Annotated in this window: 13 protein-coding genes; 11 read left to right on the forward strand and 2 right to left on the reverse strand. The window is 71.0% G+C overall.

Annotated elements, in window-relative coordinates:
• Positions 1-36 precede the first annotated feature (36 nt).
• Positions 37-525, forward strand: a complete 489-nt coding sequence (locus LIX60_RS22070; protein ID WP_227960036.1) for a ribose-5-phosphate isomerase — start codon at positions 37-39, stop codon at positions 523-525.
• Between the two features lie 23 nt (positions 526-548).
• A complete protein-coding gene (locus LIX60_RS22075; RefSeq protein ID WP_227960037.1) occupies positions 549-1,355 on the forward strand; it encodes an Fpg/Nei family DNA glycosylase in 807 nt (268 codons plus the stop codon).
• Positions 1,356-1,453: 98 nt separating this feature from the next.
• Here the strand turns inward: LIX60_RS22075 and LIX60_RS22080 are convergent, their stop codons facing one another.
• Complete coding sequence (locus tag LIX60_RS22080; RefSeq protein ID WP_227960038.1) at positions 1,454-2,683, reverse strand: GNAT family N-acetyltransferase; 1,230 nt, start codon at positions 2,681-2,683, stop codon at positions 1,454-1,456.
• Positions 2,684-2,833: 150 nt separating this feature from the next.
• Here LIX60_RS22080 and LIX60_RS22085 point away from each other — a divergent pair, with 150 nt between their 5' ends.
• From LIX60_RS22085 to LIX60_RS22110, 6 genes are all read left to right on the forward strand, one after another.
• Positions 2,834-3,973, forward strand: a complete 1,140-nt coding sequence (locus tag LIX60_RS22085; protein ID WP_227960039.1) for a PP2C family protein-serine/threonine phosphatase — start codon at positions 2,834-2,836, stop codon at positions 3,971-3,973.
• Positions 3,974-4,116: 143 nt separating this feature from the next.
• A complete protein-coding gene (locus LIX60_RS22090) occupies positions 4,117-4,449 on the forward strand; it encodes a hypothetical protein (RefSeq protein ID WP_125621959.1) in 333 nt (110 codons plus the stop codon).
• A 20-nt stretch (positions 4,450-4,469) separates the two neighbouring features.
• Positions 4,470-4,778 (forward strand): pore-forming ESAT-6 family protein, encoded by a 309-nt coding sequence (locus LIX60_RS22095; protein WP_227960040.1) that lies wholly within the window; start codon positions 4,470-4,472, stop codon positions 4,776-4,778.
• Positions 4,779-4,879: 101 nt separating this feature from the next.
• Positions 4,880-5,299, forward strand: coding sequence for a DUF6507 family protein (locus LIX60_RS22100; protein ID WP_227960041.1), 420 nt, complete (start codon positions 4,880-4,882; stop codon positions 5,297-5,299).
• Positions 5,296-7,785, forward strand: coding sequence for a hypothetical protein (locus tag LIX60_RS22105; RefSeq protein WP_227960042.1), 2,490 nt, complete (start codon positions 5,296-5,298; stop codon positions 7,783-7,785). The genes LIX60_RS22100 and LIX60_RS22105 overlap by 4 nt, the downstream gene beginning before the upstream one ends.
• 14 nt (positions 7,786-7,799) lie before the next feature.
• Positions 7,800-8,264, forward strand: coding sequence for a hypothetical protein (locus tag LIX60_RS22110; protein WP_227960043.1), 465 nt, complete (start codon positions 7,800-7,802; stop codon positions 8,262-8,264).
• A 44-nt stretch (positions 8,265-8,308) separates the two neighbouring features.
• Here LIX60_RS22110 and LIX60_RS22115 read toward each other — a convergent pair whose 3' ends face one another.
• Positions 8,309-8,749, reverse strand: coding sequence for a hypothetical protein (locus LIX60_RS22115; protein WP_227960044.1), 441 nt, complete (start codon positions 8,747-8,749; stop codon positions 8,309-8,311).
• 597 nt (positions 8,750-9,346) lie between these two features.
• On the opposite strand from LIX60_RS22115, the gene LIX60_RS22120 reads away from it, so the two are divergent.
• The 3 genes from LIX60_RS22120 to eccD are packed head-to-tail and all read left to right on the forward strand — an operon-like array spanning position 9,347 to position 11,419.
• On the forward strand, positions 9,347-9,748 hold the full coding sequence (locus tag LIX60_RS22120; protein ID WP_227960045.1) for a hypothetical protein: 402 nt from the start codon (positions 9,347-9,349) through the stop codon (positions 9,746-9,748).
• Positions 9,749-9,761: 13 nt separating this feature from the next.
• Positions 9,762-10,034, forward strand: coding sequence for a hypothetical protein (locus LIX60_RS22125; RefSeq protein WP_227960046.1), 273 nt, complete (start codon positions 9,762-9,764; stop codon positions 10,032-10,034).
• 41 nt (positions 10,035-10,075) lie between these two features.
• The gene (gene eccD / locus LIX60_RS22130) at positions 10,076-11,419 is read left to right on the forward strand and encodes a type VII secretion integral membrane protein EccD (RefSeq protein ID WP_227962864.1); all 1,344 of its coding nucleotides are present in this window, start codon (positions 10,076-10,078) and stop codon (positions 11,417-11,419) included.
• Positions 11,420-11,422: the final 3 nt, after the last annotated feature.

Consider the following 11,422-nt stretch of genomic DNA (forward strand, 5'->3'; position numbering starts at 1 on the left):
GCGACGCCCCGGGAGGGCCGTGCCACACTGCTTCCCATGCGCGTGTACCTCGGCTCCGATCATGCCGGTTTCGAACTCAAGAACCACCTCGTGGAGTGGCTCACGGCCAACGGCCACGACCCCGTCGACTGCGGCCCGCACATCTACGACGCCCAGGACGACTACCCGCCGTTCTGCCTCCGCGCCGCCGAGCGGACCGCCGCCGACAGCGAGAGCCTCGGCATCGTCATCGGCGGCTCCGGCAACGGCGAGCAGATGGCCGCCAACAAGGTCAAGGGCGTCCGCGCCGCGCTCGTCTGGAGCGAGCAGATGGCCGAGCTGGCCCGGGAGCACAACAACGCCAACGTCATCAGCGTCGGCGGCCGGATGCACAGCCGCGACGAGGCGGTGAAGTTCGTCGAGACCTTCCTGAGCACCCCGTACTCGGGCGAGGAGCGGCACACCCGCCGCATCGACATGCTCACCGCCTACGAGAACACCGGGAAGCTCCCCGAGATCCCGGCCCACCACCCGCGGCAGGACTGAGCGGGCGGAGGGCCGAGCAGCACATGCCCGAGGGGCACACCATCCACCGGCTGGCCGCCGACCACCTCTCCCGGTTCGGCGGCCGTGCCGTGCGCGCCACCAGCCCGCAGGGCAAGTTCGCCGACGGCGCCGCCCTGGTCGACGGCCAGGTGATGGAGACCGCCGAGGCCCACGGAAAGCATCTCTTCCTGGGCTTCCCCGGCTCCACCTGGATCCACATCCACCTCGGCCTCTTCGGCAAACTCGGCTTCGGCACCGCCCCGGCGCCACTACCCGCCGAGACCGTACGGCTGCGGCTGGCGGACACCGAGGCGTACGCGGACCTGCGCGGCCCCACCACCTGCGCCCTGCTCACCGACGGGGACAAGCGGGCGATACACGCCCGGCTCGGACCGGACCCGCTGCGGGGCGACGACGGGGAGCGCGCCTGGCGGCGCGTCAGCCGCAGCCGCAGCAGTGTCGCCGCCCTGCTGATGGACCAGAAGGTCGTCGCGGGCGTCGGCAACGTCTACCGCGCCGAAGTCCTCTTCCGGCACGGCATTGACCCCTACCGCGCGGGCCGCGATCTCACCCGTGCCGAATGGGACGCGATCTGGGCGGATCTGGTCACGCTGATGCGCGAGGGCGTGCGGAACAACCGGATCGACACCGTCCGCCCCGAGCACACCCCCGAGGCGATGGGCCGCCCGCCCCGCGTCGACGACCACGGCGGCGAGGTGTACGTCTACCGCCGCACCGGGATGCCCTGCCACATCTGCGGCGGCGAGGTCCGCACGGCCGAGCTGGCCGCGCGCAACCTCTTCTGGTGCCCCGGCTGCCAGCCCGGCTGAGCCCGCCCCGGACCGGTCCGGTGGGCCGGAGCCTGCGCCGCCCCGGCCCCGGCACCGCCCGGAGCCGTGCGTACCGGGGCACCCGCCGTGCCCCGGGGTCAGAAGCCGTGCGGCAGCCAGGGCGCGACCTCGCCGAGGAACGCGCGCGCCGTCTGGCCGAGGGTCTCGCGGCGCAGCTCGCGCACCCGCCCGGTGCCCGCCAGCGCGGCCAGCGAGAAGCCGCCCAGATAGGCCGACCCCAGTTCCCGGACGGAGAGCGACAGGTCGGCCGGGTCCGAGGTGCGGGTGCAGGAGGCGCCCTTGGCGTCGCCGCTCAGCCGCCAGCGCCCCTCGTTCCAGGGGCAGAAGGCGTCGGTGATCTCCAGTACGACGTCCACCGGGCAGGCGTAGGTCCGGGCCTCCAGGGCCGCGCCCACGTCCACCACGCGCAGATGCAGCCCGTCGCGGAGCCGCGGCGAGCAGCGCCGGACGTCGGACACCAGATGCAGCAGCGGATCGTCGACCGGCCGGCTCCGCACCCGCAGCCGCGAGGTCAGGTCGATGCCGAAGAGGAAGCGCCAGAGCGCCGCGGACGCCTCCGGGTCCAGGGCCTCCAGATCGCGCAGGACGACCGTGCCGTCCGCCCCCTGCGGGCCCCACTCGGGCTTGAGGGCATAGCGCGCGTAGCCGGCCGTCGCGCCGTCCCGCTCGGCCAGCACGCACTGCAGCGGTGACGCACCCGCCCGGCCGGCCTCGGGGTCGAGCAGCGGCAGCCGCTCCCACCCCGGGGACCGGGCGAGCATCCCGGGCCGGGCGGGCACCCGCCGGGCGTAGACCGCCTCGCACCGGTCCTGGACGTCGCCGGGCGCGGCCAGCCGCAGCGTTACGCCATCCGTGTGGTCCGGTCCCGTCAGTCCGGCCCGTTCCGTGTCGATCTCCAGGGCGAGCTCCTGGGACGCGATGCCGTAGCCGAACCGGCCGTAGATGCCCGGCTCGGACGCGGTGAGTACGGCGAGCGGCTCACCGAGTGCGCGCACGTCGTCCAGCACGCGCCGCATCATGCCCGTGAGAATCCCCCGCCGGCGGTGCGTGGACAGGACGCTCACCATGGTCACCCCGGCCGCCGGCACCGGCGCCCCGCCCGGCACCGTCATCCGGAAACTGAAGGCGCCGGCCGTGCCGACGCAATGGCCGCCCTCCCAGACCCCGATCGAACGGTCGTACTCGGTGAGGCCGTGCCAGAGTTCGCGCTCCTCCGGGGGTTCGGGGACACCGCCGAACGCAAGATCGAGTCGGTCGTACCATTCGTCCCATTCCGCGGGCCGCAGCACCCGCGTCTCTGTGGTCATGAGCCCATGACTACCAGCAGGGTTCCGAACAGGCGACCGGGTTTCGGGTGCGTCGGGAGCGCACGGAGGCGGGCCGGGCGCAAGTATCCGCGGAATCCGACGCGCCGTGAATCGACGCGCCGCCGAACGGGTGGATAAGGTCCCGGTGAAATGGCACACGAGGTGAGAGTGGAGACGTTCACGGCCCGCATGCGCAGAAGGACGCACCGGGTCCGGATCGGGCTGCGCAAGGCCGCCGTGGACTATTTCCGCGGCGACGGCTCCGACTGGATCGCCCTCGTCGCCCTGCTGCTCGCCGTCCCCGCCATCGCGGCCGGGACCATGGCGGCGCCCCTGTGGTGCCCGCCCTCCGCCCTCGTGCTCCCGATCGTCGCCGCCGGACTGCTGCTGCGGCCCTCCAGCGTGCTGCTGATGTACGCGGCGGCGGCCGCGGCCCTCATCGTCGAGGCGTCGGTGATCGAGGAGTACGCGAACGTCCCCGTGGTCACCCCCGGCGACATCCTCGTCGTCGGCGCGGTCGGCTTCTCCGGCCTGATCATCGCCCAGTTCCGCAGCCGGGTCGGAGTCCCCTGGCGACGCGGCGGAACCATGCTCTTCGACCTGCGCGAACGCATCCGCGTCCAGAGCAAGCTGCCCGGCCTGCCGCGCGGCTGGCACCGGGAGATGGCGCTCCGCCCGGCCGGCGGCCAGTCCTTCTCCGGCGACTTCGTCGTCGCGGCCCGCACCAACGGCGGCCGCACCCTGGAGGTCGTCCTCACCGACGTGTCCGGCAAGGGCATGGACGCCGCCTCCCGTGCCCTGCTGCTGTCCGGCGCCTTCGGCGGCCTGCTCGGCTCGCTCCCGCCGCACCAGTTCCTCCCGGCCGCCAACGGCTATCTGCTGCGCCAGGACTGGACCGAGGGCTTCGCCACCTCCATCCACCTCGTCCTCGACCTCGACACCGGCGACTACGAACTCATCTCGGCCGGCCACCCGCCGGGCCTGCAGTTCTCCGCCGGCACGGGACGCTGGGAGCAGAAGGGCGCCGAGGGCCCGCTGCTCGGCGTGTACGACGGGGCGGAGTTCGAGCCGGTGAAGGGCACCCTGTGCGCGGGCGACGTCCTGATGCTCTTCACGGACGGCCTGGTGGAGTCGGCGGAGCGCGAACTCAGCGAGGGCCTCGACCGTCTGACCGGCGAGGCCGACCGCTACGTCGCCTCCGGCTTCCACGGTGCCGCGTGGCACCTCATCGAGGCGGTGGCGAAGGACGTCAACGACGACCGCGCCCTGCTGATGATCTGCCGCGACTGACCGCCCGGTACGCGGCCGTACCCGCCCGGCCGGGGCAGGAGTGACCGTCAGCACAGCGCATCCGGGAACCAGTTGTGCCCGTACGGGCGTGGTAGTACATGTAGACGTAGTCGTGTCGAGTGCCGATCCACGGGGGTGAGCTGGTGAAGTTCGATATGGGCAGTACGGCGCTGTCGTCTCTGGTGTCGAATACTCAGGGGTCTTCGGATGATCTGGGTGGTTTGATCCGGATGTTGATCGCTGCTGCGGAGCCGTTGGAGGGGAAGTTCAACGGTGCGGGGAAGGCGGCGTTCGATCAGTTCAAGGCGAGTTCGGATGAGGTGACGGCGGCGTTGAATTCGTCGTTGCGGGCGATTCTGGGTGGTCAGTCGGGGATGGATCAGTCGTTCGGTACGGGTGATCAGGAGTCGGCGGACAATGCGCGGCAGCAGATGGCGGCGGCGAATTTCGATGCTGCTCGTTTCGGCGGGCGTTGAGCTGAGCGGGGGAGTTGACGGTGGCGAATCAGGATCGTCGGTCGTATGACACGGGTGCGTCGTCGGAGGTGCAGGGCTCGCTGTCCTCGATCGTGGGGCAGCTGGAGCGTGTGCTGGGCGAGCGTGATCGTGCGGTGAAGTCGGCGATGGCGGACTTCCAGGCCGATGGCGTGTCGGATCTGTATCACGACAAGGAAGCGCGGTGGAACGCGGCCGCGAACGAGGTGCGGTCGATCATTCAGCTGGTGCGGTCGACGCTGGAGCAGAACGACGGGACGGCGCAGGCCACGCTGGCGAAGGCGAAGGCCGCCGTCGACAACATCGGCTGACCGGTATCGGTTGATCAACGGCAGGGCCGGCCGGTCCGGGTGCGCCCGGACCGGCCGGAAGCAGGTATTCGCACACATATGACGTGACAACGGGGGTCGTTGTGTCGGGCTGGGATATCGACGTGAGCGGTGTCCAGGGAGTCCTCTCCAAGACGGGTGAGGTGGCGGGGAAGCTGGAGACGCAGGCTTCTTCGTATTCGGATCACATGGAGAGTGCGGCGTCGTCGGCGGGGACGATCGCGGGCGGTGGTGAGGCTCCGGAGATGGGTCTGGTCGGGGCGGCGCTGGCGGAGTTCGCGATGAAGACGCAGGACGATCTGATGTTCGTCGGGGCGCGTGCGGGCAAGTCGATGACGGGCGCGGTGGACGCCGTGAAGGCGTACAACCAGGGTGACCTGGACATGGCCGCGGCCGCGCAGAAGGAGGCGTTGAAGGCTCCGGATCTGGCGGCACTCAAGGCCCAGGCACAGGCCAACGCCGCCGGCGGTGACGGTAGCCACGGCCGGCAGGTGCCGATGTGATCAAGCCTGAGGCGATACCCCAGTTCACCGGTGACCTGGGGCAGTTGGAGAAGGACGCCACCGGCCTGGGCAACGACGCGGACGACATCCGGGAGACGGGCAAGGGCGTCCACACCCAGTTCCAGGGTCTGTCGGCGTTCTATACGGCTCCGGAGGCGGAGGCGTTGTTCGCGTCGACGAAGCCGGTGCAGGACCGGGCGGATGAGTTCGCCGACGATCTGGAGAAGGTCAAGTCGGCGCTGGACGAGTACGCCGCCGAGGTGCGCCCCCTGGTGGCGAAGCTGAAGCAGCTCAAGGCCGATGCCGCCGCGTTCGTCGCCAGTGTGGAGGACGATGACGAGTGGAAGTACGACGGCGACAAGATCGATGAGCACAACGCCCTCCAGTCGGACGTCACCGCGACGGTGGCGGCGTTCTGGGAGGCGGAGCGCACTGCGGCCAACAAGATCACCGCGCTGGTGGGCGGCACCCAGTACCGGGCGAATGACGGTTCCGACGGCAAGAACATGTACGGCTTCTCCGCCGACGACATGAAGGACGCCGAAGTCCCCTGGGGCACGGCGGAGAACGAGAAGTACCACTGGTATGAGGTCCACCAGCACATCAAGAGCTTTGTGTGGGACGGCCTGATCGTCGACGGGGTGTGGGGCACCATCAAGGGCCTGGGCACCCTGGTCGGGTTCGATGGCTGGGATGCGATGAAGGATGCCTGGAAGGGTCTGGGCATGCTGGTGGTCGGTACGGCTCTGTACACCTCCCCGCTCGCCTACGCGATCCCGGATTCGGCGTTGCCGCAGTGGATGAAGGACTCCAAGGAGGTCGCGAAGCAGACGGGGAAGGCGCTGCTGGCGTGGGACACCTGGGGTGAGAACCCGGCCCGCGCGGCGGGTGCGGTGACGTTCAATGTGCTGACGTCGATCACGGGTGCGGGGAACATCGCCAAGGGCGGCACGGTGGCGAAGGTGGCTTCCGTGGCGGGTAAGGCGGGGAAGTTCCTGGACCCGATGACGCACATCTCCTCGGTGGTGGGCAAGGCCGGGCAGGCGATGAAGATCGGCGATGTGCTGGCGGGGCTGAAGAACCTCAGCCTCGGCAAGATCGAGATTCCGGCGATCCCGGACGGTGCGACGCTGCTGCCCGACGGGCGCCTGGAACTGCCCGACGGCACGGTCAAGGTCCCCGACACCCCGCTGCAGCTCGCGGACGGCACCGTCCACGTGCCCGAGGGCACCGCCCCCAGGGTCCCGTCGGAACTGCCCAGTGGCGCGGTCCTCATGCCGGACGGCTCGGTCCTGCACCCCGACGGAAAACTCCAGCTTCCCGACGGCAGCACGAGCACCGCGGACGTTCCCGTGGAGCCGCACAAGGCGGAACTGGCCACCCCGGAGCAGGCGGCCGTGCGCGTACCCGAGCAGGAACTGGTCGGGGCCGGCGCCCGCAGCAACCCGCCCGGCGCCGTCGCCCAGGTCGGGGACGTGGGCAACCCGTCCGCCGTCACCGACAACACCGCCGTCGGCGGTGGCATGGCGAACACGGGCGGCCAGGGTGGACTCGGCGACTCCGTGCCAGGCGCTACCGGACGTGCGGCCGACAACGTCGCCGGGGACGTGCCCGGTGTTTCGCCCGGCCCTGCAATGTCGCTGGGTGACACGCCCGGTGGTGTCGGCACGCTGCCTCCCGTGGGGCGTGAGCTGCCCGAAGGAACGCCCACCGGCTCTCCGTTGCACGACGGGACGAACGGCCTCGGAGACTCAGCTACGCGCCAGAGTGAGACGACCCCGCCGGGCTCCGGTACACCGGACAGCGGCGGGAGTGACCGACCGGGGCCGGACCGTGGCCCGGAATCCTCGGAACTGGATTCGACGGGGCCTGAGGTGGGGGCGGACGAGGCGGCGGAACGGGCTGCAGGGGACGGCGAGAGCACTCCGGAGGAGACACGGGCAACGGATGACCCGCCTTCTCAGCAGCCGCAGCCGGACCTCTCCCGGCCGGCTCTGCCGCCCGGCGACGCCGAGCTGACACTGCGCGAGGTCCGCAATATGCGGGGGGAAGCGCGGTGGCAGGCGGGTGAGGAGTTCCACCGGCAGATGTACGGCGGTGGGCCGGAGCGACACTACCCGGTGCCCACGAGCCAGCATCCTGAGTACCCGGTCACCACCACAGGCGGCAGGAAGGTCGATGTACCCGTTGACCTGCCGGACGGTCGTACGCTGGCCGTCGAGGTGAAGACGTACCAGGAGTACCGGACCATCAAGATGGAAGATGGGCCGAACATGACGGTCCGGAACGAGGTTCCACTCAGCAAGCACATAAGGGAGCAGATACACAAGGACATCGCGTTGCGTGATCTTGACCCCAATTTCGATCCCCGTTGGGCGTTCACGGACGCGCCGCCTTCCGCCGAACTGCGTGCCTACCTGACCAAGGCGAGGATCATCTTCATCGAATACGGTCCTCCGCCGCCCAAGAACTCCGGACCGGGATGAGGAGAACGAACCATATGCACGAGGGCAATCCTGAGGTCTCCGGAGCCGGTCTCACCAGGTGGAGCGAGGAGGCTCACCGCAACGCGGTGGAACTTGCGAAGATGGTCGGGGTGAAGGAGGAGGACTTTGCCCGGGATCCACTGGCGGCTCTCGCGGGTCTCCAGAACTACGTCTCCCGTCTTCCTCTCGACCAGTTCGAGCAGTCCGACTGGTACACCTTGCACGCGGACCTCACGTCCTATCTCGCCGAAGTCCTGATTCGCCGCCGTGGTGCCGAGTGGCGGCACGCCATTGACGAGAGGTCGCCGGCGGGTCGCCGTTACTTCATCGAAGCGACAGGGCTGGACGGAGAGAGGCACCGGATCGAGCCGTACGACGTGGTCATGGAGGAATTCCGGAATCTCCCCGTCGAGATCAGCCGCATGATCGCCAACGCTGAGGTGGCGCTGGGTGTCACACGGCTGAGGCCGGAGGACTGACGCGGGAGGTCCGGGGACATGTGAAGCGGGGCCGGCGGTTGGTATCACCAGCCCAGGTCTTCCAGGAACGGCACTGCCGTGCCCGGGGGCGGGGCGGTCAGAGGGAGGCGGGTCACCTCACCGTCCTCCGTGGGGACAATGAGATCCGGGATGTGGTCCTCCAGGAAGCGGAGTTGGCCGATCGGTCCCGGGGCGCCGGTGTGGGCGGCCAGGCGCTTGAGCAGGAGATGCAGATCCTGGAACTGGTCGGGGTGGATTTCCTGGCGAGCGGTCAGTGACCAGCCCGGCGGGTGCTCGGCGAGTTCGCCGACCAGTACTCCGCTGATGCGGGCGGCCGGCCCCCGGGCGGCGAGCAATGGCCCGTCGTCCGCGGCCCCGTCCGGCCAAGGCTCCAGACCCAGGTGCCGGCGGAGCCGGGTGAGGGTGTTGGCGGGGGTGCTCGCGGTGAGGTCCAGGTGGAGCTGCAGCTCGTACACGTCGCTCATGGGCGGAAGTGTAGGTATGCGGAGAGCCGCCGGTGGCTTCCGGCTTTCCTTTGCGGTGCTGCCGGCACCGTGCCGTGCAACCGGCTTGGGGACGTGCTCCGCCAGTGTGGGGAGATGGTGCGGAATGCGGGGCCGGTGGGAACCGCGGGGCGAGTGGGCCGCGTCTCCATGGCCGTTGGTCGCGGTCCGTTGGTATACGTAGACGCGTTCTGAACTGGCGTTTGTGTGTGATGTGTGATGACGGGTGTGCTGGTGAAGTTCGATATGGGGAGTGCGGCGTTGTTGTCGGCGAAGGCCGCTTTCGACAACATCGGCTGAGCACGGGAGCGTTCGGCCGATTGAGGCCGTCATCGGATCCGTAGGCGGCTCGCGCGGGTCCCGCAGGGCACCCCGGCGGCCTGGGGCGAGCGGGTCCCGGCCTTCGGCTGCGGTGAGCGCGAACTCCTGCTCGCCCGCGGCTCGGTATTCAAGGTGACCAGGGTTTTCTGGGACAATGGCCACTGGCAGGTCTACGGCGGGATCCTGCCGAGGCCGTAGCCGATGAGCAGGCGGGACACCGCACCGGAAACGCGGCCGAAGCGGGAGAAGGGGGCACACATGGGAACGGATCCGCGCGCGGTGCCGCGGTTCACGGAGGACCTGCGGCTGAAGCAGACCGGCGGCCCCGCGGTCTACCACCACACCACCGGCGAGCCGGTCCGCTATCTGACGGTCGCCAACGACCGCAGCGGCGTGATCGGTTACCTCTGGGCCAACGACGAGGACGGCGCCGCCGGCTGGGAACCCCGCCCCGCCGCGGGCGGTGACGCCTTCAACGGCGCCCGGCCGTGGCTGGCGAGACTCCGGGACGCCAGGTCCCGCGAACTGCCGCCCACCGCGGCCCTGCGCGAGATCGCCGGGGAGCCCCCCGCCGAGGACGCGCCCAGCGCCGTCGTCCCCGGGCCGCTCGGCGAGGCGCCGAGCCCGGCCGCCCTGCGCGACCTCGCCGCGAGCGGCTGAGGGCGCGGCGGTCATGGCCACCAAGGACTACGACAGCCAGCTCCTGGAGTCCGTCTCCGTACGCCGCCGCCGGATGCGGGACGCCCTTCTCTACGGCCCGCAGCGCGCGCGGCGCACGGCCGACGAACGGCTCGGCAAGCTCTTCGCCGGCATCGCCATCGCGGCGGTCATGTGCGCGGGCTGCGTCGGCTGGTCGTTCATCCAGGACAAGCTGGCGGAGCAGAAGGCCGACAAGCCCGGGCAGACCTCCTCGCCCGCGGTCGTCAGCCCGGAACCGAAGCGGTGAACCGGTGATATCCCGATGGTAGGTTCGATCAAGTGGTGAGCATGGGGGCGCGGAGCACGGAACTCAGCAGGGTCACCCTGGTCGGTGAGCGGAGGCGGGTCGACCTCCTCCTGCCGTCCGACGAGCCGGTCGGCCGGCTGCTGCCGGACGTGATCCAGCTGCTGGACGACCGGGTGGCCGCCCGGCCCGAACTGCGCCGGCTGGTCACGGCCTCCGGCGCCGTACTGCCGCTGGATTCCACCCTCGCGTCCTCCGAGGTGCGCGACGGAGCCGTCCTCCGGCTGGTCCGCGCGCAGGACGCGCCGGCCGCGCCCGTGGTGCACGACGTCACCGACGAGGTCGCCGAGGACCTGGATCTGCGTGCCTGGCGCTGGCGGCCCGTGGCCCGCCGCGCCACCGCGGGCACGGCGACCGTCGGCTTCGCCGTCACCGCGGCGCTGCTCGCCCGGGACGCCTTCGACAAGTCCGCCGTCGCCGGGGCGCTGTTCGCGCTGACGGTGCTGCTCGCGGCCGCCGGGGCGCTCGCCGCCCGGCTCGGCGGCGGCAACCGCGGACTGGCCACCACGCTCCATCTCGCCGCCGGCGCGCTCGGCCTGCTGGCCGCCTGGACGGCCGCCGACGCGCAGTCCTGGACGGCGGAGGCGCGACTCGCCGGCGTCACCGCGGCGGTCGTCCTCACTCTGCTGCTGCTCGGGCTGTTCACCCCGGTCGGACGGGGCGGACTCATCGGCGCGGCCGCCGCGTTCGCCACCACCGGCATCTGGCTGCTGACCGGCGCCCTGCAGGACGAGCCGGCCCGGGTCGGCGCCGTGCTGGGCGTGGTCTCCGTCGTCGTCCTCGGCCTGCTGCCGCGGCTCGCGCTGATGGCCGCCGGGCTCACCGCGCTGGACGACCGCCGCTCCGCGGGGGCCTCCGTCAGCCGTCACCAGGTCGACACCGCGCTGGCCGCCGCGCACCGCGGGCTGGCGCTGGCGACGATCGTCACCGCCGTGTCCGTCACCGCCGCCGGGCTGCTCGCCTCCACCGTGTCGAACCCGTGGGCGATCTCGCTGACCGCGGTGCTCGCGCTCGTGCTGGCCTCGCGCTCGCGGGCCTTCCCGCTCGTGGCCGAGGTCGTGGTGCTGCTGGGCGCCGCCTCCGTGCTGCTGGTGCGGCTGGTGACGCTGTGGACCGACTCGCTGGACGGCGCTCCGGCCGGGCCGCTGGGCCTGCTGGCGCTGGCCGCGCTGGTGCCGGTGGGCGTGCTCGCCGTCCAGCCGCCGGAACACGTACGGGTGCGGCTGCGGCGCTTCGTCGACTTCATCGAGTCGGTCGGTGTCATCGCGCTCTTCCCGCTCGCCGTCGGTGTGTTCGGGGTGTACGGACGACTGCTCAACGCGTTCTGAGCC

The organism is Streptomyces sp. S07_1.15, assembly GCF_020739505.1.
Lineage (GTDB): Bacteria > Actinomycetota > Actinomycetes > Streptomycetales > Streptomycetaceae > Streptomyces > Streptomyces xinghaiensis.